The sequence below is a fragment of the Rhizobium sp. CNPSo 3670 genome (genome assembly GCF_057784555.1).
The window spans coordinates 291,225-316,455 of sequence record NZ_JBXSOL010000002.1; the positions used below are offsets into that span (position 1 = coordinate 291,225).

Annotated in this window: 24 protein-coding genes and 2 pseudogenes; 13 read left to right on the forward strand and 13 right to left on the reverse strand. The window is 59.8% G+C overall.

Features of this window, described 5'->3' with window-relative positions; all coding sequences use genetic code 11:
* Window positions 1-34: 34 nt before the first annotated feature.
* The 3 genes from AC13QO_RS03075 to AC13QO_RS03085 all read right to left on the reverse strand — a co-directional run bounded on the left by AC13QO_RS03075 (window position 35) and on the right by AC13QO_RS03085 (window position 3,763).
* Window positions 35-754 carry a sugar transporter gene (locus AC13QO_RS03075; protein ID WP_488539878.1) on the reverse strand — a complete coding sequence of 240 codons (720 nt, stop codon included), beginning with the start codon at window positions 752-754 and terminating at the stop codon, window positions 35-37.
* Between the two features lie 84 nt (window positions 755-838).
* Window positions 839-2,050, reverse strand: a complete 1,212-nt coding sequence (locus tag AC13QO_RS03080) for a polysaccharide biosynthesis/export family protein (RefSeq protein ID WP_183699205.1) — start codon at window positions 2,048-2,050, stop codon at window positions 839-841.
* Between the two features lie 303 nt (window positions 2,051-2,353).
* A complete protein-coding gene (locus AC13QO_RS03085; RefSeq protein ID WP_488539879.1) occupies window positions 2,354-3,763 on the reverse strand; it encodes an O-antigen ligase family protein in 1,410 nt (469 codons plus the stop codon).
* A gap of 302 nt (window positions 3,764-4,065) precedes the next feature.
* Here AC13QO_RS03085 and AC13QO_RS03090 point away from each other — a divergent pair, with 302 nt between their 5' ends.
* Window positions 4,066-4,665: a transglutaminase-like cysteine peptidase gene (locus AC13QO_RS03090; protein ID WP_488539880.1), complete on the forward strand. Its 600-nt coding sequence runs from the start codon at window positions 4,066-4,068 to the stop codon at window positions 4,663-4,665.
* Between the two features lie 268 nt (window positions 4,666-4,933).
* The gene (locus AC13QO_RS03095) at window positions 4,934-6,253 is read left to right on the forward strand and encodes a UDP-glucose dehydrogenase family protein (RefSeq protein WP_285194348.1); all 1,320 of its coding nucleotides are present in this window, start codon (window positions 4,934-4,936) and stop codon (window positions 6,251-6,253) included.
* Window positions 6,254-6,431: 178 nt separating this feature from the next.
* Here the strand turns inward: AC13QO_RS03095 and AC13QO_RS03100 are convergent, their stop codons facing one another.
* Together AC13QO_RS03100 and AC13QO_RS03105 are read right to left on the reverse strand one after the other, a co-directional pair.
* Complete coding sequence (locus tag AC13QO_RS03100; protein WP_097597114.1) at window positions 6,432-7,223, reverse strand: metallophosphoesterase; 792 nt, start codon at window positions 7,221-7,223, stop codon at window positions 6,432-6,434.
* Window positions 7,207-7,500: pseudogene (locus AC13QO_RS03105) on the reverse strand (hypothetical protein); the annotation flags it as partial. The gene AC13QO_RS03100 and the pseudogene AC13QO_RS03105, both read right to left, overlap by 17 nt.
* 378 nt (window positions 7,501-7,878) lie before the next feature.
* Between AC13QO_RS03105 and AC13QO_RS03110 the strand changes: the two are divergent.
* On the forward strand, window positions 7,879-8,121 hold the full coding sequence (locus AC13QO_RS03110; protein WP_064804427.1) for a KTSC domain-containing protein: 243 nt from the start codon (window positions 7,879-7,881) through the stop codon (window positions 8,119-8,121).
* A gap of 203 nt (window positions 8,122-8,324) precedes the next feature.
* On the opposite strand, the gene AC13QO_RS03115 is transcribed toward AC13QO_RS03110, so the two are convergent.
* From AC13QO_RS03115 to ung, 3 genes are all read right to left on the reverse strand, one after another.
* A complete protein-coding gene (locus AC13QO_RS03115) occupies window positions 8,325-8,930 on the reverse strand; it encodes an alpha/beta hydrolase (RefSeq protein WP_488539881.1) in 606 nt (201 codons plus the stop codon).
* A gap of 10 nt (window positions 8,931-8,940) precedes the next feature.
* The gene (locus AC13QO_RS03120; RefSeq protein ID WP_488539882.1) at window positions 8,941-9,873 is read right to left on the reverse strand and encodes a VOC family protein; all 933 of its coding nucleotides are present in this window, start codon (window positions 9,871-9,873) and stop codon (window positions 8,941-8,943) included.
* A gap of 135 nt (window positions 9,874-10,008) precedes the next feature.
* Entirely contained in the window at window positions 10,009-10,710 is a 702-nt protein-coding gene (ung, locus tag AC13QO_RS03125) for a uracil-DNA glycosylase (protein ID WP_097597117.1), read from the reverse strand.
* Window positions 10,711-10,940: 230 nt separating this feature from the next.
* On the opposite strand from ung, the gene AC13QO_RS03130 reads away from it, so the two are divergent.
* The 3 genes from AC13QO_RS03130 to AC13QO_RS03140 all read left to right on the forward strand — a co-directional run bounded on the left by AC13QO_RS03130 (window position 10,941) and on the right by AC13QO_RS03140 (window position 14,273).
* Window positions 10,941-12,365 carry a phosphomannomutase gene (locus AC13QO_RS03130; RefSeq protein ID WP_488539883.1) on the forward strand — a complete coding sequence of 475 codons (1,425 nt, stop codon included), beginning with the start codon at window positions 10,941-10,943 and terminating at the stop codon, window positions 12,363-12,365.
* A gap of 40 nt (window positions 12,366-12,405) precedes the next feature.
* Entirely contained in the window at window positions 12,406-13,833 is a 1,428-nt protein-coding gene (locus tag AC13QO_RS03135; RefSeq protein WP_488539884.1) for a mannose-1-phosphate guanylyltransferase/mannose-6-phosphate isomerase, read from the forward strand.
* 134 nt (window positions 13,834-13,967) lie between these two features.
* A complete protein-coding gene (locus AC13QO_RS03140; protein WP_097597120.1) occupies window positions 13,968-14,273 on the forward strand; it encodes a hypothetical protein in 306 nt (101 codons plus the stop codon).
* 12 nt (window positions 14,274-14,285) lie between these two features.
* Here AC13QO_RS03140 and AC13QO_RS03145 read toward each other — a convergent pair whose 3' ends face one another.
* Entirely contained in the window at window positions 14,286-15,254 is a 969-nt protein-coding gene (locus tag AC13QO_RS03145; protein WP_488539885.1) for an endonuclease/exonuclease/phosphatase family protein, read from the reverse strand.
* Between the two features lie 258 nt (window positions 15,255-15,512).
* Here AC13QO_RS03145 and AC13QO_RS03150 point away from each other — a divergent pair, with 258 nt between their 5' ends.
* Complete coding sequence (locus tag AC13QO_RS03150; RefSeq protein WP_285194340.1) at window positions 15,513-16,529, forward strand: NAD-dependent epimerase/dehydratase family protein; 1,017 nt, start codon at window positions 15,513-15,515, stop codon at window positions 16,527-16,529.
* An 18-nt stretch (window positions 16,530-16,547) separates the two neighbouring features.
* Here AC13QO_RS03150 and AC13QO_RS03155 read toward each other — a convergent pair whose 3' ends face one another.
* On the reverse strand, window positions 16,548-16,934 hold the full coding sequence (locus AC13QO_RS03155; RefSeq protein WP_285194339.1) for a hypothetical protein: 387 nt from the start codon (window positions 16,932-16,934) through the stop codon (window positions 16,548-16,550).
* A 166-nt stretch (window positions 16,935-17,100) separates the two neighbouring features.
* On the reverse strand, window positions 17,101-17,382 hold the full coding sequence (locus tag AC13QO_RS03160; RefSeq protein WP_285194338.1) for a hypothetical protein: 282 nt from the start codon (window positions 17,380-17,382) through the stop codon (window positions 17,101-17,103).
* 222 nt (window positions 17,383-17,604) lie between these two features.
* Here AC13QO_RS03160 and AC13QO_RS03165 point away from each other — a divergent pair, with 222 nt between their 5' ends.
* From AC13QO_RS03165 to AC13QO_RS03190, 6 genes are all read left to right on the forward strand, one after another.
* Window positions 17,605-18,309, forward strand: coding sequence for a CerR family C-terminal domain-containing protein (locus tag AC13QO_RS03165; protein WP_285194337.1), 705 nt, complete (start codon window positions 17,605-17,607; stop codon window positions 18,307-18,309).
* Entirely contained in the window at window positions 18,306-19,319 is a 1,014-nt protein-coding gene (hlyD, locus tag AC13QO_RS03170) for a secretion protein HlyD (protein WP_285194336.1), read from the forward strand. The genes AC13QO_RS03165 and hlyD overlap by 4 nt, the downstream gene beginning before the upstream one ends.
* Window positions 19,316-21,058, forward strand: a complete 1,743-nt coding sequence (locus tag AC13QO_RS03175) for an ATP-binding cassette domain-containing protein (RefSeq protein WP_488539886.1) — start codon at window positions 19,316-19,318, stop codon at window positions 21,056-21,058. Before hlyD ends, AC13QO_RS03175 begins: the two co-directional genes overlap by 4 nt.
* Window positions 21,055-22,182 carry an ABC transporter permease gene (locus AC13QO_RS03180; RefSeq protein ID WP_488539887.1) on the forward strand — a complete coding sequence of 376 codons (1,128 nt, stop codon included), beginning with the start codon at window positions 21,055-21,057 and terminating at the stop codon, window positions 22,180-22,182. The genes AC13QO_RS03175 and AC13QO_RS03180 overlap by 4 nt, the downstream gene beginning before the upstream one ends.
* A 1-nt stretch (window position 22,183) precedes the next feature.
* The gene (locus tag AC13QO_RS03185; RefSeq protein ID WP_285194334.1) at window positions 22,184-23,296 is read left to right on the forward strand and encodes an ABC transporter permease; all 1,113 of its coding nucleotides are present in this window, start codon (window positions 22,184-22,186) and stop codon (window positions 23,294-23,296) included.
* 131 nt (window positions 23,297-23,427) lie between these two features.
* Window positions 23,428-23,823, forward strand: coding sequence for a DUF1236 domain-containing protein (locus AC13QO_RS03190; RefSeq protein WP_064705948.1), 396 nt, complete (start codon window positions 23,428-23,430; stop codon window positions 23,821-23,823).
* 150 nt (window positions 23,824-23,973) lie between these two features.
* Here the strand turns inward: AC13QO_RS03190 and AC13QO_RS03195 are convergent, their stop codons facing one another.
* Window positions 23,974-25,017: a Gfo/Idh/MocA family protein gene (locus AC13QO_RS03195; protein WP_488539888.1), complete on the reverse strand. Its 1,044-nt coding sequence runs from the start codon at window positions 25,015-25,017 to the stop codon at window positions 23,974-23,976.
* A 9-nt stretch (window positions 25,018-25,026) separates the two neighbouring features.
* A pseudogene (locus AC13QO_RS03200) lies at window positions 25,027-25,231 on the reverse strand (ThuA domain-containing protein); the annotation flags it as partial.

Sequence of the window (25,231 nt, forward strand, 5' to 3'; positions counted from 1 at the left end):
GGCGTCAAGCGCTAAGATCTACAGGCAATTCCAGCTATTGTGTGACGGGGATGCTCTGACTGGTCGACTCCGTCGTATCAGAGGACGACTGCCCCGCTCCTCCCGCGCTGACGACTATTGTCGTCGAGGTCGTCGAACTCGTGGACGAGCTTTCCTCATCGTTCGTATCCGAAACCCTCAGCGTGCCGGCAGTCGTGGTGGTGCCGTCAAACGGCGTACCGTCATCCGACCCGGGACCTGTCTGCCCGATCGAACCGGTGTTGCCAATACCGGATGCTGCGGCTGGCGCACCTGTGCCCGGACCGAGCGCCGCCGTCCCGCCTTCAGCCAGAACCTTTGCAAAGGCTGTCAGCAGCGGCGCAAGATTGGGATCGGCGCTGGCCGCCTCGGCAACAGCTTTTTCGATCGCCAGTTTGAACTGCGGATCCGAGACTTGGCAACTGTTTGCGGCTCGCCCGAGACCGGATCCGATCGCCGCCATCTGTGCGGCATTAGCCTTCTTGGCCTGCTCGAGTACCGGCAATAGGGCGTCGTTGCTGCTCCCTACCAGCGCTCGGACACGCGATGACAGAACCAGGGGATCGGACATGTCGAGCAGAACGGCAGGATTGGCGGTAAATCCGCCGACGTCTGCGGGTGTGAGATTTGCAGGACCCAGGCAAGCAGCCGCAAAGGCGCTCGAAGTCATGCCGACAAAAATCCCCGCGGCAATTCCGCTATATGCAAGTTTACGATAAACACTAAACCTTGCCATAAAAGTGGCTTCCTTCATCAAATCCGCTATCGCAAACAGACCACCAGCACCGATCGTTTACGATCGGCGCCGGCTACTCCCCACTTAGTTTCCGAGGTCTTGGACCGCATTACGGGTATCGCGTGCGTCGTCCGTGACGCCGGCAACAGTGGACGATACCGAGTTTACGATGTCAAGGAACTTGACCAGTTCGATAGAGTCCGAATTGGAAATATAGATAATATCCTTGTCTTCCATCTTGAATTGCTGAGCGGCAAACAGGGTTGCCGGATCACGAAGATTGGCGCGGATAATCACCGGAACCGTCTCGCCGGCAAACCGCGTCGTATCTACATGCATCGCTGCCAGCGTCTTCTTCGGGACAAGGCGATAGAGCAGGACCTGGGCTGGATCCGCACGGTCGTCACGCAGACCGCCCGCCTTGGCGATGGCCTCCCCGAGGGTCAGGTCCGACTCCTCGAAATCGAACCGGCCGCTCACGCCGGCGGCGCCGAGCGCCAGGAACGTGCGGCGCTCGTGATCGACGGAGATCGTGTCATCCGGCGCCACATAGATATTCTCCGCCGGGTTTTTCAGCAGCGTATTGTAGGCGACCGTCGCCGTTCTGCCGCGTCGCTGCAGCGTCACATTCGTTTCGATGTTATTCGTCGTCAAACCACCCGCGGCGGAAATGACGTCGAGAATGCGCTCACCGGCAGGGCTGATCTGAACGCGCTGAGGATTGTTGACGTCACCCAGCACGGCTACCTGACTGGAGCGGTTGGTCGTCGTTGTGATAACAACCTGCGGCTCGATTGCGCGGCTAGCCAGACGATCTTCGACGTCCTGCTCGACAGTCTCCTTCAGGCGACCGGCAGCCGGAACGCGACCCGCATAGGGGATCGTGATCGTTCCGTTTCTATCGATGGTCTGCTCTGGCAGAGAGATATAATTGCCAGGCCGGCTACCGGCGTCGGACGGAATGAAGAGACCACCGGACTGGGCTTCGAAAATCGCAACCTGAACGACGTCGCCATAACCAAGGGGGATTTCGGGCGCGCCACCGCGCCCACCGCCAAAACCCTTGAACGAGGTCGGCTGCGGAGTCGTGAAATAGGCCAAGACGTTCTTGCTGAGATCAACCAGGGCGTAGTCGATACCGACCCGACGCTCCTTTGTCGTTACCTTTACCGCGGCGTTTCGATCAACATCCTTGTGATCGGGGCCGGACCTTGGCAAGGACGTGCAGCTTGCCAATATACTCGTTAGCGCTACAACAATGGCGACGCGTGTACTACCAACAGGAAAACAACCCATAGACTAACCCGTGTTGACGCCCTTGAAGCTACTGCTCCGCAATCGGACAAATTACAAGACAATCCCTGATCAATAATTACCGAATGCCGTTTATCATTCTCTAACTGTGGCAGCCCGGCAACGCCGCGCCCTTCAGCAAACATACGGCCTCAGCCCGGCTCTCTGACGCCGGCAATAATCTAAAGGCTGGGTCCGCTATAAAATTTCTTAGGTTTAAGAGTCAACCCGCAGCCCTGAATCAATCCGGCATCTTCGAGAAACCTTCATAAATTCCATTCATTTAAGCCATTGCGCATGCACGGGTCACCCATATTGGCGATCCGTCTCGCGGTGACTGCGGCCGAGGCTGACTGCAACAACGGCGCTCAGGAATGCGGAAAAAAATACTGCGAAACCGGGGATTTGCAGCGAGAAATCGACCGCAGCATGAAGAGCGACCAGAACCGTCGCCGCTATGCCGAGCAGAACATAATGTCGCAGGCGCCGCCTCTCGGAGAGCCCGCGCCAGAAAACCCTCGCGAGCACTGCGAAAGCAAGAAACGTCGCAACTGGAAACGCTACCCCCAAGCCCAGAAATCCTTCGAGGTAGAAATTATGTGCACGGTCAAAAATCCCGAAGATGCCGCAGGCCGGATCACGATAGGCCGAAAAAACGGTGCGAAAGGTCCCGAGGCCCGTTCCGGTTAACCAGTGATCCGAAATGGCGCGCCATATGCCGGGCAGAATACAGAAACGATCATCATCCTCGAGCCGCCGTTCCTGCGCGCGTAAGATCGCTTGCCCTGCAAATATGCTTAGCAAGAGGACGACGAAAATCACTGCCGCGAGAAGCTTTAACACCGAATGCCATTTCGGTGCCGGTATTAAATATCGCCTTGAGCTGTTCCAATTGAGGACCAGCCATGGAAAATAGATGAGCGCAGCAACAAAAGTCGCGAATATTCCGGCGCGTGAGCGGCTCAGCATCAACGCGGTGAAACATGCGCATAAGAGCAGAATATAGATCCACGTTCTCAAGAGCAGAAGGTTTCGGCCTGGTTCGCCGGGCGGATGGGTTGAATAGGAACGGGTAATGTCCCTGACCAGCGTCAGCATGAGCAACGTTCCCAGCCCGAGGAAAGTGGCGGCGGTATTGCGGTTGACGAAGACGGCCGTCAGGCTGTCGAGGTAGGCGTGTTTATCTATGACGATCAGGATGTGGGGAAACATCGAAAATTGCAGCAACCCGAAAGCGGCGATGCCGCCCGCCGCGAGCCCCAGGCTGGCCAGCACCTTCCGCGCTCGTTGATCGGTATCGCACAAGATAAGTCCGGTCAGAAACGTCACCAAAGGCAGGGCCACCCAGAGTAACGAGGCAAGCGTGTCGGCCGGTTCGACGGAGATCGCCGCATATTGGACGCCCGCCAGATCGCGTGCAGCGCCCCAGGCGGGGTTTGCCAGCAAATTGGCCGGCAGTTCGATCGTTTGGATAAATGTCCAGCTCGTCAGTACGACGAGCAAAAGCAAGGCGATCTTGAACACCCACCTGCTTTGTTTTGGCTCCGCAAACAGCAATACCGAAACGATGGCAAGAGCAAACATTCCGATTGCGGCGAAGGCGAAGGGCAAAGGTGTGACACTTCCAAAAGGAATGAGCGTCAATATCACCAGGCCGATGAAGGCAACGAGAATCGCTTCCCGCAAGACCTGCCTGTTGATGAGGTTGGATAACATTTGACTTCACTCACCAGCAGCCAAAACGAGCCAATCACAACCATTACGGTTAATATACTCGTACCAACATAAGTTGCAGATCAAGCGCTTGCGTGTTAAAGTGCAACAGAATTCCACATCGTTAAAATTGTCGCGAATGGCTTAAGCCAATCGAGACAGGACCCCGCTTATGCTCCTTCAAGCAGCAGAAACGGGATAGACGTTCTGTGCCCAATACTTGGCAGATCACTAAATCGCCATGCCATTGACTGAGCCAAAAGGCAAGCCTGATCTCAATCGCTTGCCCTGACGGGGATTAAGAGATGAAGAAAACCTTCGTTACACTTCTGGCACTGGCTTTTACAGCGGGGAATGCCGGCTCTGCATTCGCGGCCGGCCCCGCAGGTTTCGCCCGCGGCCTGACCAACGAGTCGGAGGTCAGCTATATCTCCGAAAAGGGAAAGATCGTTCCGCCCTTCGCCCAGGTGCTGTTCTGCACCCAGAACCCTGCCGAATGCCGCGACAATAACGGACTGTCGGTCATCGCACTGACGGACAAAGAAATGCTGCAGCTGAAGAATGTGAACAACACCGTCAATCGTACCATGATCGGCCGCAACGATTCCCGCAACGAGCTGAACGGCGATGTCTGGAAGGTGAATGTGCGCAGCGGCGACTGCGAAGATTTTGCGTTGACCAAGCGCAGCCGCCTGATAGCGATGGGCTGGTCATCGCGCGCCTTGCGGATCGCAACAGCCTATACACCCTCCGGCGAAGGGCACGCCGTCCTAGTGGTCAGAACCGACAAGGGCGACCTGGTGCTCGACAACAGGCAAAGCAGCATCAAGAACTGGCGCGATACAGATCTGCGCTGGGACAAGATCCAATCGGGAACGGACCCCTACGTCTGGTACCGGCTGTAGCCGCCGAGGCAGCCGATAGAGCAATTCGTCTCATTCCCGGATTGAAGTCGAGCCGGCGCTCGCGAACGGCTCGGCTTGTCATATCGCCCACATAAACCTATGTTTTTGCTGTCGAGCGGGTGCCCGGCAGCAAACAGCGGCACCCTCGATACGACTTCCGATGTGGGTATTAAGCGATCTTCGATATTGTCTTTTGGCCCAGATTCAGTATGACGAACGCCATGCTGCGACGCAGCATGACGTTCTACTCTAATGATTTGAGGGAAATATGCGCATCACGATGATTGGATCAGGCTATGTCGGCCTCGTTTCAGGCGTTTGCTTTGCGGATTTCGGCCACGACGTCATCTGCGTCGACAAGGATCTGAGTAAGATCGAGGCCCTTCGCGAGGGCCGTATTCCGATCTACGAGCCGGGTCTCGATCAGCTGGTTGCTGAAAATACCAGCACCGGCCGCCTCTCGTTTTCGACGGATGTCGGCGAAAGCGTTCGTGGCGCCGACGTCGTGTTCATCGCCGTCGGCACACCGTCCCGTCGCGGCGACGGCCATGCCGATCTCTCCTACGTCTATGCCGCTGCGCGCGAGATTGCCACCTATGTTGAGGGCTTCACCGTCATCGTCACCAAGTCGACGGTGCCGGTTGGCACCGGCGATGAGGTTGAGCGCATCGTGCGGGAAACCAATCCTTCGGCTGACGTCGCCGTCGTCTCCAATCCCGAATTCCTGCGCGAAGGCGCGGCGATCGAGGATTTCAAGCGTCCGGATCGGATCGTCGTTGGGCTGAATGACGACCGGGCACGCGAGACCATGACTGAAGTCTATCGTCCGCTCTACCTCAACCAGGCTCCCCTGGTCTTCACGAGCCGCCGCACCTCCGAGCTCATCAAATATGCGGCCAACGCCTTCCTGGCCATGAAGATCACCTTCATCAACGAGATCGCCGATCTCTGCGAAAGGGTCGACGCAAACGTCCAGGACGTTTCACGCGGCATCGGCCTCGATGGCCGTATCGGCTCCAAGTTCCTGCATGCCGGTCCGGGTTACGGCGGTTCATGCTTCCCCAAGGATACGCTTGCCCTTGCCAAGACGGCGCAGGATTATGACGCACCGGTCCGTCTGATCGAAACGACGATCTCGATCAACGACAACCGCAAGCGGGCGATGGGCCGCAAGGTCATTTCGGCCGTCGGCGGGGACATTCGCGGCAAGAAAGTCGCCATCCTCGGACTGACCTTCAAGCCGAACACCGACGACATGCGCGACAGCCCGGCCATTGCCATCATCCAGACCCTGCAGGACGCCGGCGCCCAGGTCGTCGGCTATGATCCCGAGGGTATGGACAATGCCCGCAAGGTCATCGAGAACATCGAATATGCGAACGGCCCTTACGAAGCCGCTGCCGACGCCGATGCCCTCGTCATCGTCACTGAATGGAACCAGTTCCGCGCACTCGATTTCAACCGCCTGAAGCAGTCGATGCGCGCTCCGGTCCTGGTCGATCTGCGCAACATCTACCGCAGTGACGAGATCCGCAGACACGGCTTTACCTATACCGGTATCGGCACCAACCTTTACCAGGACGCCTGACGAGCCTGGCAACTATGTGAACCTTCTGGCGCCGCGGGCACAAGTCCGCGGCGATTGTTTTTGAAGCGTGCCCCACGCTCTCTTCGCCCAGCGCATCGGCTTAAAGATCGGAATCGATTTTCGAAAAGGACGACAGAGGGATTCAGAGGGAAGCGCGTCCTTGGAGCGTCCAAAGACTCTAAAGCAGCCCTACCCGCGTCCCCTTGATCGTCAGTACAGTCAGCCGGCCCGTCGCCGAAACGGCGGTGTCGATGCCGATGCGTTGCGGACCGAATGTCGGGGCTCGTCCCGGAGTATGTCCGTGGATCACGAGGACAGGAAGCTGCGGTCCCTCGTCCAGGAAGGGCTGCCGGATCCACATGAGGTCGCTGTCTTTTTGTTTCTCAAGATCGATGCCGGGTCTGACGCCTGCATGCACAAACACCACCCTGCCCATTCGCACCATGATCGGCAGCGATTCGAGGAACTGGATATGCCGCTCGGGTATCATATTGCGAATGACGCGGGCGATCGTTTCGTTTCCGGCCGCCGACTGCAGGAGATGCTCGATATCGATGCCGTATGAGTGCAGCGTCTCCGTCCCGGCGAAACCCAGCCATTCGAGAATACCCGCCGGTTTGCGATAGAGCTTCACCAACTCAGCATCGTGATTGCCGCAAAGGACCAAGCGCTGAAATCCTGGCGGCGGGTTCTTGCTCAGGAACTCCAGAACCGCGCTTGAATCCGGTCCACGGTCGACATAATCGCCGAGCATGACGATGAGTTTCGGCCCCTGGATGCGTGCTGCGTCCTCTTCGATACGGCGATGTACGTCGAGGAGTTCGTTGTAACATCCGTGAACATCGCTCATGGCGTAGACCGCAGCGAAGTCGCCTTCGGCAAAGGTCAGCCGAGCGCGCTGCTTACGATTGCCGGCCAGCATCGGTATCTGTTGTCGCCACCGTCCTAGATAATTAGACATGTAACCCATTTATGAGACCCGACCGCGTGGCGGGTTGATCGATTTCCCATCTATCGCTGCAATGGCACGAATCGCAGTGTTCATAAGAAGTTGGCCTGATCGCGGCGTCGACAATGTAGCCGCAACCTCTTGCCATATTCGGAACGACATGATCCTTCGCGGTTTGCTGAACCGCGCGCGCCAGGCTCGCCTGCGCGGCCGCTACAGAACGCTGCGCTCCCACATCAGGCAACGGGGACGGTCCATCCTTGTAGCTCGCAGTTGAAAGCGCAAGGGTCTCCTGCGTATCTTCCCCTGGGTGCAAAGCGCCGCAGCTCACCGGCGATAGCAAAACGGCTGCCGCGGAAATCGGCGTTCTGTACTTATCCATAGATGGGAAGACATCGCGATTAATAACAGGTTGTATTTTATTACATGATGCTTAACCACTGGTTAAACTTATGTCTACTGGTTCGATTCTTTCACATTCAGCTGTGTCATCCAATATTTCCACCCCTGGAAGAACTCGAAATGATTGACTTTCCACAGGTGAGGACTTCGAAAAAGCTGCACACATCAACTATAGCGAGAGGCTGCCGGAAAAAATGAACGTTAAAGCAGATCACGCTTGACGACCCTGCGACGCCGCATAAATATGGTGCGCTGCGAGCGTGAATGACAATTCTTGATCAGGAATCTCAGATCCAAAACTGCGGGGTGCAAAGTGGAAACTGCGGTTGATTCGAAACTTATCGAGGCGATCAGCTACGACGAAGACAGCCGGCATCTACGGGTCTATCTGACCAACGGTCAGAGACGAGAATATGAAGGAGTCCCCAAAGGCGTCGTCGTCGGTTTGACGATGGCAGAATCACCGGGGAATTTTTACATGAAGGCGATAAGAGGCAAATATCCTCATCGCCCATAAGCATGTCGCGCAGAACTGCGCTGCGGTTTTGCGGCAACGACACGCGTAATCGGGGACCTAAAGCGCAAGGAGCGAATCTGAAAGATCGCGACGCGCTTTGGATAACTTGTCGATCAACGACGCCATGATCGTCGTTGCAGCAATGATGCGGGGCCGGCATTCGCCGGCCCCGCTCAATATCTTGGCCACTGTGCCGGCACAGATCAATAGCCGCCGAGGAAGTCGCCAACCGCATTAATCTCCGGTGGAGCGATCTCGTGCCCACCGGCATGCCAGACCGTCCTGACCTCCGCGCCCCGGCCCTCCAGGTGCGCAGACAGCGCCTGGGTCACCGCAATCGGAGCGATCGGATCCCGCTGCCCGGCTGTCACCAGCACCTTTCTTCCCGCGAGTGTCGAGCGAGCCTCCGGCTGAAACGGAATGAGCGGATGCATCAGAACCGCGGCGTCGAAGATGCCCTTTTCGATCAGCACATTGGCAAGAATATTTGCGCCGTTCGAAAAACCCAGGCCGAGAATGTGAGAAGCCCGGTATTCGTCGGCAAATGCCTTGACGTAGGCCGCCATCTTCTCCGTCGCGCGTGAGAGGTCGGACATGTCGTAGACCCCTTCCCCGGTGCGGCGGAAAAACCGCGCCGCACCATATTCGGAAACATCGCCGCGCGGCGAAAGAATCGTTGCTTCGGGCAGCAGCCGTCGGCCGAAATCGAAGAACTGGTTTTCATCGCCGCCGGTGCCGTGCAGCACGAGCAGAATAGGTTTGTCAGGTGCACCGGCATGCAGCCGGTGCACATATCCTGTTTCGGTCATCTTGCCCTCCTTACGCTTCGAGCGGCTGCAGATGCTGCTCGAGCAAGGCGCGAAGATGCGCGTGCTGCTGCGGCAGCTTCAGCGCTTCGCCGAGATGAGCCGTGTCTTCGTCCCGGTCGAAGCCGGGCTCATTGGTCGCGACCTCGAACAAAACGCCCCCCGGCGTGCGGAAGTAGATCGCCCAGAAATAATCCCGGTCGATGACAGGCGTGACCTGATAGCCGGTATCCATCAGCGCCTTGCGCACTTCGAGCTGCTTTTCGCGATTCTCGACGGCAAAGGCGACATGGTGGACGGAGCCGGCGCCGGGAAGCGCGCGGGCAATGTTCGGCATCGTCTCAAGGTCGATGAGGTGCGCGCCGTTGCCGTCAGGCTTGATCAGCCGCTTGATGCCATCCCGCTCCTCAGCCACTTGATAACCCATGAATTTCAAGAGTTCGGCCGTCGCGCCCTCGTCTCTCAGCCGCAAGGCAACGGAGTGGAAGCCGCGAATGGCGTGATCCTCGCTGATGCCGCCATGCGTCCACGGCTGGCGGTCATCGTCCTTGACCTCGACGAGCGCGAAGCCGTCGCCATCCGGGCCGGAGAAGTTGAGGCGCTTTTCGCCGAAGCTTTCCTCAGCCTTCACGCCGCCGAGACCAAGCGTAGCGAAGCGGTCACTCCAGAAGCCGAGCGAGCCTTGCGGGACGGAAAATACCGTCGTGCCGACCTCACCGGTGCCGGGGCGGCCCTGCGCCATCTTCGGGAACGGGAAATAGGTCATGATCGTGCCGGGCGCACCGGTCTCATCACCATAGTAGAGGTGGTAGACATCAGGCGCATCGAAATTGACCGTCTTCTTGACGCGACGCAGGCCGAGCGCATGGGTGAAAAACTGGTTGTTGGTGCGGGCGTCCTCCGCCATCGACGTGACGTGGTGCAGACCCTTGATCTGATCGAGCATGTGAGACCCCTTTCTTGCCCGCCTTTCGCGGGCTTTTCATGGATCATAAATGCGCCTCACCCGGCCTCCGGAATAGACCCTGAGACCAAAACGCATTGTCTATTATTAGTGAACAAAGATCAGGCCGCGTTCACTTCAGGCGCCGTGAGGATCTGCCGGCAATTGCCAGTCGATCGGGGCCCGCCCGCGGGACTGGAGGAAGGTATTCGCCTTGGAAAAGTGTTTGCACCCGAAGAAGCCGTTGTGGGCGGAAAGCGGCGAGGGATGCGGCGCCTTGAGCACCAGATGCCGCGCCGTATCGACAAAGGCGGCCTTGCGCTGGGCATAGGAGCCCCAGAGCATGAAGACGACGGATTCGCATTCGTCATTGACTTTGCCGATAACGGCATCGGTGAAGCGCTCCCACCCTTTGCCTTGATGGGCGGCCGCTTGCCCTTCCTCGACCGTCAGCACGCTGTTCAGCAAAAGCACGCCCTGCCTTGCCCAATGTTCGAGAAAGCCGTGACGCGCCGGCGATATCCCGAGATCGGTCTCCATCTCCTTGTAGATATTGACGAGCGAGGGCGGTATGCGCACGCCCGGCCGGACGCTGAAGCACAGGCCATGGGCCTGCCCCAGCCCGTGATAGGGATCCTGTCCAAGGATGACGGCCTTGACATTGGCAATCGGCGTCAGATCAAGAGCGCGGAAATATTCGCTGCCCTTCGGGAATATCCGCTTGCCCACTCGTTTCTGCGCGACGAGGAAGGATTTGAGTTGTTGCATATAGGGGCTTGAAAACTCCCCCGCAAGCGCGGCCTTCCAGCTCTCATCGAGACTGACGGATGTATCGCTCATCAGGAACCCTTCAGCATAGGACGAAACAATGGACACACGGTTCTAACAAAATCGATCTACGCTGCAATGCCTGTCGGCAATGGGTCTACGTCTTTAGGATCGGCGAGAGAAGACTGCGAGAGGCTGTCCGAGGCATCGTCGTTCGTGTTTAACTATATGATGGCTTCGGTATTTACGCCGGCAGGCGGCCTGAGTAGAACCTTGATTGTAAACTGGAGACACCTCTTCAAATGAAATTCGGCACGAGCGGCCTTCGCGGACTTTCAGTGGATCTCAAGGGTCGCGCCTCGGCTCTCTACGCGATGGCGTTCGGCAAATATCTGCTGAAAAGCGGCAAGGCACAGACCGGCGACGTCATTTTGATCGGCCGCGACTTTCGCGATTCGAGCCCCGAAATCTCGGGCAATTGCGCTGGCGCGCTTGCCGCGCTCGGCTTCCGCATTTTCGACTGCGGCAATGTCCCGACGCCAGCCCTTGCTCTTTATGGTCTTGAAAGCAAGGCCGCATGCCTGATGATAACCGGCTCTCATATTCCGGCGGACCGCAACGGCATCAAGTTCTACCGTCCGGACGGCGAGATCGACAAATCGGACGAGGCTGCGATTACCGCCTTGGCGGCCGAAATCGAGAAAAGTGGCGAAGCGGTGATCCAGGCGCCAGCGGCGATGGAAGATCGTGAGGCGATCTGTCGACAGCTCTTTTTCGAACGCAATACGGCCCTGCTTCCGCAACGCGCGCTGTCCGGCCTGAAGATCGGCGTCTACCAGCACAGCACCGTCGCCCGTGATCTCCTGGTCGACGTTCTTGCCCATTATGGCGCTGAGGTCACCGTTCTCGGGCGTTCGGATAGCTTCATTCCGGTCGATACAGAAGCCGTTTCCGAGGAGACCATCACGCTGATGAAGCGCTGGGTCTCCGATCACAGCTTCGATACAATCGTCTCGACCGATGGCGACGGCGACCGCCCGCTGGTCGCCGACGAAACCGGCACGCCACTGCGCGGCGACCTCCTCGGCCTTATAGCAGCCAATTTCTTGGGAGCTCGCATCGTGGTGACGCCCGTCACCTCCAATTCCGGCATCGAGGTCGCGGGCTCCTTCGCCGTCAAGCGCACCCGTGTCGGCTCTCCCTTCGTCATAACAGGCATGGAAGAGGCCGTGGCGGCCGGCGACAATCGGGTCATGGGCTTTGAGGCCAATGGCGGTTTGCTGACCGCCAGCCCTTTCGATGTCAACGGGCAGAACGTCCGCGCCCTGCCGACGCGCGATTGTTTTATTCCCATGCTTGCAGTCCTGTCGCTTGCGGCCGCTCGCAGGCAGCCGCTCTCTGCCATTGCGACCTCCTATAAGCTGCCCTTCGCTGCTGCCGATCGTCTGGAGAATTTCCCGGCGGAGACGAGCGCCGCGCTGATGCAACACTTGCGCGCCTCGGATCAAAATCTCCGTTCTTTCCTGCAGCCGATCGGCGCTGTCGCGACCAAATCCGATATTGACGGGCTTCGGATGACACTGACGGACGGCCGGATCATCCATTTCCGCCCATCCGGCAATGCGCCGGAAATGCGCTGCTACGTGGAAGCCGGCAGCGAGCCTGCAGCTCTCGACCTGCTGCACGCCGGTCTCAACAGAATAAGAGGCTGGGCAGCCGCCCGCTGACATGCAACCAGTAAGGTCGTCTATTTCAAGGAACCCGCCTATGACGCAGAAAATCGTTCCCGTGATCATGGCCGGCGGCAAAGGCACGCGGCTTTGGCCGCTTTCCCGTGCGACCGCGCCGAAACAATTCATCCAATTCGTGGGTAATAAGACGCTGTTTCAGGAAACGCTCGAACGCGTTTCCGATCCCGAGCTCTACGAAGCTCCGATCGTCGTCACCAATGAGGAGTTCCGCTTCCTGGTCGCCGAGCAGGCCCGCGCACTTGCCATTCCGCTCGCCGCCGTGCTGCTCGAGCCCGTTGCCCGCAACACCGCCGCAGCGGTCGCCGCTGCCGCGACGCTCGCCGCCGAGCTCTTCGGCAAGGACACGATCATCCAGATGCTCGCCTCGGATCATGAAATCCTCGCCGACAAGAGCTATTTCGACTGTATCCGCATCGCTCGCGAGGCGGCGGCCGACGGCAGGCTCGTCACCTTCGGCATCAACCCGACCGAGCCAGCGACGGGCTATGGCTATATCGAGATCGGCGATGCGCTTGTTAATGGCGCCCACAAGGTGAGCCGCTTCGTCGAGAAGCCGGCATTGGATGAAGCCCAGCGGATGCTCGCCGACGGCGGCTTCTACTGGAACTCGGGCATCTTCATGTTCCCGGTGACGGAACTTCTTGCCGAGCTGCACGAATATGCGCCCGAGGTGCTGAAGGCTTCAAGCAAGGCTGTTTCCAAGGCAAGCCGCGATCTCGACTTCACCCGCCTCGATGCCGACCATTTCGCCAAGAGCCCGGATATATCGATCGATTATGCGGTCATGGAAAAGACGTCGAAGGCCGCGGTCGTCCCCTCGCCATTCCGGTGGTCGGACATGGGAAGCTGGGATGCCGTTTGGAAATCGGGCAAACGCGACGATAACGGCAATGTCGCCGCCGCAAACACGACCGTCGTCAATACCCGCAACTCGCTGGTCATGACCCATGGCGTACACCTTGCCGTCCAAGGCATGGAGGATGTCGCCGTCATCGCCAGCGAAGACGCCGTCTATGTCGGACCACTCAAGGACAGCCAGAACGTCGGGCAATTGGTCAAGATGCTGGCCTCCTCCTCGGCGACGGCGAAATTTGCCGAAACGCATCCGACATCCTACCGACCGTGGGGCGGCTATACCTCTATCTTCAACGGCGACCGCTTTCAGGTGAAACGTATCTTCGTCACGCCGGGCAAGAAGCTTTCGCTGCAAAAACACCACCATCGCTCCGAGCACTGGGTCGTCGTCAAGGGAACGGCCGAGGTGACGATCGGCGACAATGTGCAGATGCTGCGTGAGAACGAAAGCGTCTATATCCCGCTCGGGGAAGTCCATCGTCTCGCCAATCCCGGCAAGATCGTTCTCGAGCTCATCGAAGTTCAGACGGGCTCCTATCTCGGCGAGGACGATATCATCCGCATCGTCGACGAATTCGGAAGAACGTAAGCCAAGCGTCGGAACGGCCGGCGGGCCAAGTCAGCCCGCCGGCGCTTGCGGCATGCCCACCATCCCTGTTGAATTCCCTGCCGGGATTCTCGTAGAATGAATGAGCCGACAGACCTGACAGGAGATGTCCTCTGATGCGTACCCTGCCCGCCCTCGCCGGATTTCTTTCAATCCTGCTGCCGGCAATGACCTTTGCCCAAACGGCGAACATGCGCGCCGCAAGCGAGGCGGAAATCCGACAGCATCTGCCTGGCACGTCGGAGCTGAAAGAAAGCAGCAACGGCTATGAATATCGCGAGGGCAGCAAGAATGGCTACAAGATCAACAATGGCCAGGTCTGTGTCCGGTTTCCCGATAAGTCGACCGACTGCGTCAACGTGAAGACTGACGGCAAGAATTTTCAGATGATCGACCGCAAGGGCGGCCGGACCAGATTCTAATTTCAGCCCGGCTTATCTTGCCTGTTGTTGTGCCGGCGCCGTCTCGCCGCTCTTATCGACAACGAATTCGGCGATCAGCCCTGAATGGTTGGAGCCGAAATTGTCGTCGAGGCGCTTCAACGACGTCAGATGAAGCGGCGCGCGCGCGAATATGTGATCGATGGCAATACCCAACCGACCGGCGGCGATCGGCCATGTCGCCGGTTCGGGCGCCATAGTCTTCAGTTTCTGCTTACGCAGGAGAGCCTGAATGCTGGGGGCGATCGACGACGAATTGAAATCGCCGGACAGCACCAGCGGACCTGAGATCGCATTAAGTGCTTTGCTAAGATCGTCCAGCTCTTCTATCTGGTAATCGTCGAAATAGGGTTTGGTGAGATGGGCCGAGACGAGATTGATGGTATGCCCGCCAAAATCGACGCTCGCTGCGACCAGCCTGTCTTTCCGCAAGCTGCCGATGCTCGCAACCTGGCGGGTCACGAACGGGCGTTTCGATAGCACCAGCGTATCGCAGCTGTCTTTGCCGTTGTCGCAACCGATATGATACTGATAGACCTTGAACAATCGCTGCAGATGGAACGTCAGCGGCTTGGCTTCGAGCAGATTGACGACATCGGCATTCGAAGCGATCACCATATCCGCGATGGCGGTCGAATTTTTCCAGTTATCGATCGCAACGTTGAACGACATCAGACGGAAAAGCGGCGCCGTTCCCGTTCCCCTGTCGTCCCCGGCGAATTCACGGAGCATGATAACGCCGTGCGCGGTGAGGAGCAGCGAGACAAGCAGAAGGGCAAAGCCGTAAGCATGTCTTCTGACAACCAGGATGACGAGGCTGGCGGCGGCGAATGTGAGGCCGAGATGGATCTGAAAACTGTAGATGAAGGAGAGCAGCCAGAAATTCGTGAGATAGCGCAGCGACACGACCGCAATGGCCAGGGTCAGAAACGCAGAGAGAATCCAATAAACTATGTTTCTCATCAATCCCTGGTCTCGCCTGAACAGGATGTCGCCCGAAACCGCTCAACCATTTCGGCATCATGCTCAAGACGACCGCCGCCCATAACATGCAAGCCGCTATGTTGCAATGCAGCATAGCGTCCAGAAACGACGACAGCAGCGCCGCGTCAGGTGCTATCTTTCAATGGCCTATCGACTCGGCCTCTTTTTATCCTGTAAGTGGGTGCCATTTTACGGAATCGGCTTTTGCCGCCGGCAGGGAGCCGAGAAAAGGTGGGAATGCGCTACTTCATTACAGGTACTGCCGGCTTTATCGGTTTTCATCTGGCTAGGCGCCTGTTGCAGGAAGGGCATGAGGTGACAGGCTTCGACGGCCTCACTCCTTATTACAACGTCAAGCTCAAAGAGATGCGCCACGCCGCACTCTCTCAGTTTCCGGCCTTCCGGCCTGTCATATCAATGCTTGAGGACCGGCCGGCGCTGGAAGCGGCAGTCTCCGCGGCCGCGCCTGACATCCTGATCCATCTCGCCGCGCAAGCCGGAGTTCGCTACAGCCTGGAAAATCCCGAAGCCTATATACATTCGAATGTCGAAGGCTCCTGGAACATCATGGAAATCGCCCGGCGGGTTGAAGTTCGCCATCTGATGCTGGCCTCGACGTCATCGATCTATGGCGCCAACGCGACTGTCCCCTTCCGCGAAACCGACCGTGCCGACGAACCGCTGACCATCTATGCCGCGACGAAGAAATCGATGGAGCTGATGGCACACAGCTATGCCCATCTCCACAAGATTCCGACGACGGCCTTCCGTTTCTTCACCGTCTATGGCCCATGGGGCCGGCCCGATATGGCGCTGTTCAAATTCGCCAAGAACATGCTCGAAGGCCAGCCGATCGAGATCTACGGCGAAGGCAATATGAGCCGTGACTTCACTTATATAGACGATCTCATCGAAGCGATCGTCCGGCTCTCGGCCATTGCTCCGCGCGAAGAGAATCGTTTGGCCGACGCGAGCATCGAAACGCTCTCGCGACAGGCGCCTTTCCGCGTCGTAAATATCGGCGGCGGCCAGCCGGTCAGTCTGATGGATTTTGTTGAAACGGTGGAAAAGGCGCTCGGCCGTCCTGCCATCCGCAAGATGCTGGCCATGCAGAAGGGCGACGTACCGCGCACCTTCGCCGCCCCTGATCTGCTCGTCGCGCTGACGGGCTACAAGCCGGGCACAACGCTCGATGTCGGCGTCAAAGCCTTCGTCGAATGGTATCTCGACGTTCGTCGCGAACTAGACGCTTAATCCGAACATCCTCGCGACTTAGCGCAGAAACGCGAGCGCTTCCACGGTGCCGATAGTCTTTGCAAACACATAGTCGATGGCAAAACTCAGGCTCTTCGAATAGGCCTTGAGCCGATAGCCCTCGCCTTCGATAGCAGCCGGGCTGCGTAGAACGAAGGGAACGCTCGGCCGCACGAAACCCACACGTGTCGTCAGCGGAATCTCGGGCGAACGGCCGATGGCAGACGTATACATCAGGTCTTGGGCAAGACCGGCAGGCCCGATGGCGAGGGCCGGCCCGGCAGCCGCAGTGATGCTCAAGGTCAAGGCGATGGCGGCAAGAGTTTTCTGCATGTCGAAGTCCCCGTTTTCGGATCGCAGGGCTTTCGTTTCGCCCTGATCCAAGCGGTCGATGCGTCTGTCCACGCTTCGGCCGCCTTCATGAGAACACTCTACACACCAGAATTTGCAGGGCTTTTAAGCGGATCGGTCAAATTTTAGGAAATCTGGCTTTCTGTCGGAAGGCCATCGACATGCCTGACGAAACCAGCCACACCGCGGCTGGAAGCGATGCCCCGACGCGGACCGCAGCTTAGAGGATGCGATCCAGTTTCTTGTTGATATGCAGGTTCGGCATCAGGCCCGCGCTCTGCGCGGCATGATAGGATTCTCGCGCCGCATCGAACGAGATCGACCACATGATGGCGCTGAGCAGGAGCGCGATAATATAGATTTGGATACGCATCGCATTGGCGGTACGGAAGGAGCAAGGCAGTTTTGTGTCAAAAAATGAGCGCATAACGAGAAAAACAACGGCTCTTCGTTTCGCCGCGGGCGGGCGCCGGACACACATCCCCGCGATGGCGCTTCCCACCTAGAGCAATTCCAGGCAAAGCGCGAAGCGGTTTTCCTTCCGGAATGGCACAAATCCAAAAGGTTGGAGCGGTCCTGCGCTTCCGTGAAAAGCTGAACCGCTTTAGCCGCCATCCCGACGTCTGAAAGGACGCACGTGCCCTTTTCCGCGTCCAGACAGGCTCGCTACCGAAAATATATCATTCGATTGACTTACTTTGGCTTTGGTGTTATGAATTCCGTCATGACCCAGAACAGTGACACTCCAAATCCACCGGCCTCCGCCCGCGCCGAGATCGCCCGCCAGAAGATGCTGACGGCCGCTCTCGACGTATTCGGGCGTTACGGCTTTGACGGCGCCTCAACCCGCCAGCTGACCGAAGCCGCCGGCGTCAACCTGCAGGCGATCCCCTATTATTTCGGCAGCAAGGAAGGCCTCTACATCGCCACCGCCGAACATCTGATGATGCAGATCGACGCCCATGTCAGCGGCATGCGGGCGCACATCGGCGCGCATCTCATGGCACTCGACGCAGCCGGCAAGCCGCTCGGCGAAGCCGAGGCGCGCGCCTTCCTCACCGAAGTCCTCCAGACCATGGTGACGCTCTTCGTCGCCAGGGAATCCGAACCTTGGGCCCGCTTCCTGATCCGCGAGCAGATGGAGCCGACCGAAGCCTTCCGGCGGGTCTATCAGGGCATCATGCGTCCGATGATTGAAATGGGCCGGCGCCTGGTCGGTGCCATTCTCGGCGAAGATCCGGCGTCCGAACATGTGCGCCTGCGCACCTTCAATCTCGTCGGCAGCATCCTCATCTTTCGTTTTGCCCGTGCGGCCGTTCTCGCCCAGATGGAATGGGACACCTTCGGCCCGAAGCAGGTGGAACTATTGCGCGGCCTTGCCGCCGAACTGGTCGATGTCATCGGCCCGTCGAAACGAGGTGCGGCATGAAACGCATTCTTCCCATCGCCGTCCTTCTCTTCGCCAGCGCAGGTGCTGCAGCCTGGTGGTACGGCTTGCCCGAGCGGTTCGGCTGGCGGCCCGAGGCCCGGCGTGAATTCGTCCTTTACGGCAATGTCGATGTCCGCCAGGTCTCGCTCGGCTTTCGCGTCAGCGGCCGTATCTCCGAACTTGGGGTCGACGAGGGCGATATCGTCAAGAGAGGAACGCTTTTGGCGAAGCTCGACGCCGCACCCTACGAATTCGCCGTCCGCTCCGGCGAAGCCAACGCCGCGGCCCTTCGCGCTACGCTCGATAAGCTGACGGCCGGCCCGCGGCCGACCGAAATCGCCCAGGCGCGCGCCGCCTACGACGAAAGCCTCGCGGATCTGCAGAATGCCAACCTCGCCTATGAGCGCGCCCGCCAGCTTCGCCCGCAGGGCACGATTTCCGAAGCGAACCTCGACCAGGCGACCGCCGCAAAGGCGATGGCCGCCGCTCGCTCGCAATCCGCCAGCGAGGCGCTGAAGCTGCTGCAGGAAGGCTCGCGCGCCGAGGACATCGCCGCCGCCGACGCCCAGCTGAAGGCCGCCGAGGCCACACTCGCCTCAGCCCGAACTTCGCTCGCAGACACCGAACTGCGCGCTCCGAACGACGGCGTCATCCTCTCGCGGGTGCGGGAGAACGGCGCGATCGTCTCGCCGGCCGATACCGTCTTCGTGCTCTCCCTGACAGAGCCGGTCTGGGTGCGCAGCTATGTCGCCGAACCCGATCTCGGCCGCGTCCACCCCGGCATGAAAGTATCCGTCACCTCCGATACCCAGCCGGATAGACCCTATGAAGGCACCATCGGCTTCATCTCGCCGGTCGCCGAATTCACCCCGAAGTCGGTGGAGACGCCTGAACTGAGGACCGATCTCGTCTATCGCCTGAGGATCGTCATCGACAGGCCCGGCCCCGACCTGCGGCAGGGCATGCCGGTCACCGTGCGGCTGTCCGCGCCGCCGACAGGCCGACAATGACTGCCCCGGAACCCGGTCGGGACGCCAGGCCGCTCGTTCGGATCGACGGCGTCACCAAACGCTTCGGCGATGCACCTGCAGCCCTTAACGCCGTCTCCGGCGTCATCGGCGGCGCGATCACCGGCCTCGTTGGTCCCGACGGCGCCGGCAAGACGACGCTAATCCGGCTGATGACCGGCCTGATGCTGCCCGACACCGGAACGATGGAAGTGCTGGGCTTCGACACCAGAAAGAACGCCGCCGGCATTCAGGCGGCGATCGGCTACATGCCGCAGCGCTTCGGTCTTTATGAGGATCTCTCGGTGCAGGAAAACCTCGACCTCTATGCCGATTTGCGCGGCCTGCCGAAGAGCGAACGCACCGGCGCCTTCGACGAGCTGCTGACCTTCACCGACCTTAAACGCTTCACCGGCAGGCTCGCCGGAAAGCTCTCCGGCGGCATGAAACAGAAGCTCGGCCTTGCCTGCGCGCTTCTGAAAAAGCCGCGCCTGCTGCTGCTCGACGAACCGGGCGTCGGCGTCGACCCGATCTCGCGCCGCGACCTCTGGAAGATGGTCGAGAACCTGACTAGGGAAGGCATAGGCGTGGTCTGGTCGACCGCCTATCTCGACGAGGCCGAAGCCTGCGACCACGTGCTGCTCTTGAACCAGGGAAAACTGCTTTTCTCGGGAAAACCGAATGAAATGACCGAGCGCGTCAGCGATCGTGTCTTCCGGGTATCCGATGTGACCGGCCGCCGTCGGCAGGTTCTCGCCGAACTCCTGGAGGCCGATGGCATCATCGACGGGGTGATTCAGGGCGAGGCGATCCGCCTCGTCGCGGCCAGCGGCAAGACGCCCGATATCGGCAAGGCCGGCGACGGCGCATCGCTTTCCCCCGCCCCACCGCGTTTCGAGGACGCCTTCGTCGATAAGCTCGGCGGCGGCCCCGGCGGCCGCTCCCGGCTTGCCGAAGCGCAAGAGCCGCTGAAAGCCGAGGGTGACCGGCCGGTTATCGAGGCCAGGGGCCTGACCAAGCGCTTCGGCGATTTCACCGCCGCCGACGACATCAGCTTCGATATCCGCCGCGGCGAGATCTTCGGCCTCCTCGGTCCGAACGGCGCCGGCAAGTCCACCACCTTCAAGATGCTCTGCGGCCTGTTGAAGCCGACCGGCGGCGAAGGCCGCGTCGCCGGCTTCGATCTCCGTCGCGATGCGGCCGAAGCACGCAACCAGCTCGGCTATATGGCGCAGAAATTCTCTCTCTACGGCGATCTTACAGTCATGCAGAACCTGGAATTCTTCGCAGGCGTCTATGGCCTTCGCGGCCAGCGCAGGCGCGAGCGCATAGAGCTGATGGCCGACATTTTCGATTTCGGCCGCCATGCCCGCGACGCCGCCAAGGATCTGCCGCTCGGGCTCAAGCAACGCCTGGCACTTGCCTGCGCCGTCATGCACGAACCGCGCGCCCTCTTCCTCGATGAACCGACCTCCGGCGTCGATCCGATCACTCGCCGCGAGTTTTGGACGCATATCAATGGCCTGGTCGAAAAGGGTGTCACCGTGCTCGTCACCACCCATTTCATGGACGAGGCGGAATATTGCGACCGCATTTCGCTGATCTACCGCGGCCGTTCGATCGCGCTCGGTTCTCCCGATGAGTTGAAGGCACGTGTCGCGACAAAGGATGTGCCGGACCCGACGATGGAGGACGCCTTCATCGCGCTGGTGCAGCAATCAGAAGCGGAGGATGCAGCATGAGCATTTCCTCCGGCCGGCTCCGGCGTCTTGCAGCTCTGGTGCGCAAGGAAAGCTTCCAGGCGATCCGCGACCCGAGCAGCATCCTCATCGCCTTCGTACTGCCGCTGATCCTGCTCTTCCTCTTCGGCTACGGCGTCTCGCTCGATACAACGCGTACCCGCATAGGCCTCGTGACCGAGGAGATGACGCCGCTGACGCAGGACCTCGCGGCCAGCTTCCGGGCCTCGCGCTACTTCGACGTGGCGATCGGCCGTGACCGCCGCCTGTTCGAAGAAGATCTCGTGATCGGAAAGGTGCGCGGCATCGTCGTCATCCCGGCCGATTTCACCACCCGTTATACCGCCGGCAACCGCCCGCAGGTCCAGGTGATTGTCGACGGCTCCGATCCGAACACGGCGAACTTCGTCCAGAACTATGCGCAGGGCGCCGTTGCCAACTGGGAACAGCAGAGGCAGGCGGACGTCGCCTCCCACAGTCCCGCCATCACAGTCGAGCAGCGCTTCTGGTTCAATCCGGAGTTGACCAGCCGCAATTTCCTCGTGCCGGGCTCGATCGCCATCGTCATGACGCTGATCGGCACGCTGCTGACCTCACTCGTCGTCGCCCGCGAATGGGAGCGCGGGACGATGGAAGCAATGATGGCGACCCCGGTGACGGCCGTCGAGCTGCTTGCCGGCAAGATCCTGCCTTATTTTCTGCTCGGCTTGACGTCGATGACGCTCTGCGTTCTGCTTGCGGTCTTTCTCTTCGGCGTGCCGTTCCGCGGCTCGGTCGCTGGCCTTTATGCCCTGTCGGCCGCCTTCCTGATCCCGGCGCTGGGGCAAGGCCTGTTGATCTCGACGGCGACCAAGAACCAGTTTCTCGCCTCGCAGCTGGCGCTGATCTCCGCCTTCCTCCCGGCCTTCCTGCTCTCGGGCTTCCTGTTCGAGATCAATTCCATGCCCAGGATCATCCAGTGGATCACCTTCATCGTGCCGGCCCGCTACCTGATCCCCAGCCTGCAGACGGTGTTTCTCGCTGGCGACATCTGGCCGATGTTCGGACAGGCAATCTCGGTCATGCTGACGATCGGCGGCGTCATGTTCGTCCTGGCCGCACGCAGCACCAGAAAGAGGATCGGCTGAGATGGGATGGACAAGGCTCTACGCCCTCATCGTCAAGGAATTGCTCGCCGTGCTGCGCGACCCCAAGGGCCGCGCCATCCTGATCGGCCCGCCGATCGTCCAGCTCCTCGTCTTCTCCTATGCGGCGACGCTCGAAGTGCGCAATGTCGACGTCATGATCCTCAACCGCGACAACGGCCATTGGGGCCAGGAGCTGATCGAGCGTATCGATGGCTCGCCGACCTTCCGCAATATCGCGATCGCCGCCGAACAGGCTGAGGTCCAGGTGGCGATAGACAATCAGACGGTCATCGCCGCGATCGAAATCGGCCCGGATTTCTCCCGCAATATCGAAGCGGGAACGCCGACCGACCTGCAGGTGGTGCTCGACGGCCGCCGCTCCAACGCCTCGCAGATCGTCGCGGGCTACCTCTCGCAGATCGGTGCGGCGCTTGCTGCCGAGACGCCGGCCGGCAAACGCGCCGGCGCCAGCACCGTCTCATCCGTGCCGCGCAACTGGTTTAACCCGAACCTCACCTATCAATGGTTCATGGTGCCGAACCTGATCGCCAGCATCGCGCTCCTGATCGGCCTGATCGTCACGGCACTGTCGATTGCCCGCGAGCGCGAACTCGGCACCTTCGACCAGCTGATGGTCTCCCCGTTGCGCCTGCACGAGATCCTGATCGGCAAGCTGATCCCGCCGATGATGATCGGCCTCTTTCACATCACTGTCTATATTCTCGCTGCCGTCCTCCTCTTCGAGGTGCCGCTGCGCGGCTCGCTCTTCCTGCTTTACGGCAGCGCGATCTTCTATCTCGGTTCTGTCGCCGGCCTCGGTCTTTTCATCTCTGCGCTGTCGATGACGCAGCAGCAGGCGATCCTCGGCGCCTTCCTGTTCATGGTCCCGGCCATGTTGCTCTCGGGCTTCGCGACCCCGATCGAAAACATGCCGGGCTGGCTGCAGCCGATAACCTACGTCAATCCGCTGCGCTATTTCCTGGTGATCGTCAAAGGCGTATTCCTCAAGGATATCCCTTTGGGCGAGGTGGTGAACCAGACCATCCCACTGGCGCTGATCGCTACAGTGACGCTCAGCGCCGCTGCCTGGCTCTTCCGCCGGCGCCTGGAATAATCCCAGTCCCACACATGCAGGGGCCGCCTCACAGAATGTAAACCGGTCTTCCAAAGCGTGACTCTTTGCTGCGGGAACCTCGATTTGGCGACGTCGTTAGTCGAGTGCAACCCCAGCAAAGGAGAAGCAAAATGTACAAGATCATACTTGTCTCCGGCGCCCTTGCGCTGTCGTCGCTTGCCACCAATGCTCTGGCTGACGGAGCAGTCACCGGTGCAGCTGGTGGCGCCATCACCGGCGCGATCGTCGGTGGTCCTGTGGGTGCCGCCGTAGGCGGCATAGCCGGCGGTGTCGCCGGTGCCGCTATTGACCCGCCGCCGCGCGAGGTCGTCACCTATGTCGAGCAGCAGCCGGCCCCGACCTCCCGCGTGGTCGTTGAACAGCCGATCGTCGTCGGCAAGCCACTTCCGGCGGATGTCGTCGTCACTCCGGTGCCCGACAACCCCAAATACGCCTATACGGTCGTCAACGATCGTCGTGTGATCGTTGAACCCCGCACCCATAGAGTCGTGCAGGTCATCGAATAATCAAGCGGTCGAGACTGCCTACTGCGGCTCGACTACCTCTGGCCCCGCTTCGGCGGGGCCTTTTTTCTACGTTTGCACCAACAATCAATCGGCGCGCGATAGCACGGCAAACCGCCGTCTGAACGGCGGCTTCCATATCCCAAGCGGAGATCAGACTTTCAGCTCGCGCCGCTCGCGTTCCGTCACCATGGCGAGATCGAGGACCTTCTGCAGGTTGGCGGCGTGGCGGAAGTTCGGGTCGGGCTGGATGCCGCTTGCCACCGCTTCGGCGAAGCGCTGGTAGTTGGTTGGCACCGGCGGCGCTTCGATCTCCTTCCAGCTGGCGGTCTCGGCATCCTCTCCGAGGCAGCCGCGCAACTCGGACCCAGCCGGGCGATTGATGACTTCAAGGCTGCCTTTTTCGCCATAGATGCGCAGCTTAAGCTCATTCAGATGGCCCGTCGCCCAGCGGCTGGCATGGATGACGCCGAGCGCGCCGTTGGCGAAATCGACGGCCATGTTAAAGCTGTCATTCGCGTCGAGCATATACTCGCCGATCTGGCCGCCTGGCGCCTTGTTGAAGGTTTTCAGCCGGGCAAAGACGTGGTCGATGTCGGTCGCGGCGCCGTAAGCAGCGAAATCGAGGATGTGGATGCCGACGTCGCCGAGCACCCCGTTCGAGCCGTGGCCGGTGGAAAGCCGCCACAGCCAGGTCGATTCGGTGCGCCAGTCGCCCCAGGCGCGCGAGACGAGCCAGCTCTGGAGATAAGAGGCCTCCACATGCTTGATCGTGCCGAGTTCGCCTGATAGCACCATCTCGCGGGCACGCTGCAGCGGCGCAACGTTGCGATAGGTGAGGTTCACCATGTTGATGACACCGGCCTTTTCGGCCGCTTCCGTCATCTCCAGCGCCTTAGGATAGTTTTCCGCCAGCGGCTTCTCGCAGAGCACATGTTTGCCGGCCGCAATCAGCGCCATGGTGGTCGGGTGATGGATGCGATCGGGCGTGATGTTCGTCGCCGCATCGAACTCGCCCCAGGCGATCGCCTCATCCAACGAATGAAACCGCTTTTCGATATTGAACTTGTCGGCAAAGGCGGAAAGCCGGTCGGGATCGGTGTCGACGGCGCCAACCACCGTCACCCCGTCGATTTTGCTGAAGTGGGTGAGCTGGCTTTTCGCCATCACGCCCGTGCCAAGAACGAGTAGTCGCATAGATGCTCCTCAGCGGTAACCGGCTTCGCCGGCCTGGTGCAGTTTCGGGCCGCGTTCGACGATCGGCTCCAATGCCTTTTCCACCGGCACATTTGGAGCGTCGGTAATGCCGGTCAACGCGCCTTCGGGGTTGTAGGCCCACTTGACGCCGTTGATCAGCACCTTCTGGACGGTGGCGTCGTGATAGGTCGGATAGGTCTCATGGCCTGGGCGG

Excerpts from the sequence above, each read along its gene's own strand:
- hlyD (WP_285194336.1), top strand. The coding sequence starts at position 18,306 with ATGAAACGCATTCTTCCCATCGCCGTCCTTCTCTTCGCCAGCGCAGGT.
- AC13QO_RS03145 (WP_488539885.1), bottom strand. The coding sequence starts at position 15,254 with ATGAGAAACATAGTTTATTGGATTCTCTCTGCGTTTCTGACCCTGGCC.
- AC13QO_RS03130 (WP_488539883.1), top strand. The coding sequence starts at position 10,941 with ATGAAATTCGGCACGAGCGGCCTTCGCGGACTTTCAGTGGATCTCAAG.
- AC13QO_RS03135 (WP_488539884.1), top strand. The coding sequence starts at position 12,406 with ATGACGCAGAAAATCGTTCCCGTGATCATGGCCGGCGGCAAAGGCACG.
- AC13QO_RS03075 (WP_488539878.1), bottom strand. The coding sequence starts at position 754 with ATGGCAAGGTTTAGTGTTTATCGTAAACTTGCATATAGCGGAATTGCC.
- AC13QO_RS03175 (WP_488539886.1), top strand. The coding sequence starts at position 19,316 with ATGACTGCCCCGGAACCCGGTCGGGACGCCAGGCCGCTCGTTCGGATC.
- AC13QO_RS03095 (WP_285194348.1), top strand. The coding sequence starts at position 4,934 with ATGCGCATCACGATGATTGGATCAGGCTATGTCGGCCTCGTTTCAGGC.
- ung (WP_097597117.1), bottom strand. The coding sequence starts at position 10,710 with ATGAGCGATACATCCGTCAGTCTCGATGAGAGCTGGAAGGCCGCGCTT.
- AC13QO_RS03150 (WP_285194340.1), top strand. The coding sequence starts at position 15,513 with ATGCGCTACTTCATTACAGGTACTGCCGGCTTTATCGGTTTTCATCTG.
- AC13QO_RS03180 (WP_488539887.1), top strand. The coding sequence starts at position 21,055 with ATGAGCATTTCCTCCGGCCGGCTCCGGCGTCTTGCAGCTCTGGTGCGC.
- AC13QO_RS03090 (WP_488539880.1), top strand. The coding sequence starts at position 4,066 with ATGAAGAAAACCTTCGTTACACTTCTGGCACTGGCTTTTACAGCGGGG.
- AC13QO_RS03120 (WP_488539882.1), bottom strand. The coding sequence starts at position 9,873 with ATGCTCGATCAGATCAAGGGTCTGCACCACGTCACGTCGATGGCGGAG.
- AC13QO_RS03115 (WP_488539881.1), bottom strand. The coding sequence starts at position 8,930 with ATGACCGAAACAGGATATGTGCACCGGCTGCATGCCGGTGCACCTGAC.
- AC13QO_RS03165 (WP_285194337.1), top strand. The coding sequence starts at position 17,605 with ATGACCCAGAACAGTGACACTCCAAATCCACCGGCCTCCGCCCGCGCC.
- AC13QO_RS03140 (WP_097597120.1), top strand. The coding sequence starts at position 13,968 with ATGCGTACCCTGCCCGCCCTCGCCGGATTTCTTTCAATCCTGCTGCCG.
- AC13QO_RS03185 (WP_285194334.1), top strand. The coding sequence starts at position 22,184 with ATGGGATGGACAAGGCTCTACGCCCTCATCGTCAAGGAATTGCTCGCC.
- AC13QO_RS03195 (WP_488539888.1), bottom strand. The coding sequence starts at position 25,017 with ATGCGACTACTCGTTCTTGGCACGGGCGTGATGGCGAAAAGCCAGCTC.
- AC13QO_RS03080 (WP_183699205.1), bottom strand. The coding sequence starts at position 2,050 with ATGGGTTGTTTTCCTGTTGGTAGTACACGCGTCGCCATTGTTGTAGCG.
- AC13QO_RS03190 (WP_064705948.1), top strand. The coding sequence starts at position 23,428 with ATGTACAAGATCATACTTGTCTCCGGCGCCCTTGCGCTGTCGTCGCTT.
- AC13QO_RS03100 (WP_097597114.1), bottom strand. The coding sequence starts at position 7,223 with ATGGGTTACATGTCTAATTATCTAGGACGGTGGCGACAACAGATACCG.
- AC13QO_RS03085 (WP_488539879.1), bottom strand. The coding sequence starts at position 3,763 with ATGTTATCCAACCTCATCAACAGGCAGGTCTTGCGGGAAGCGATTCTC.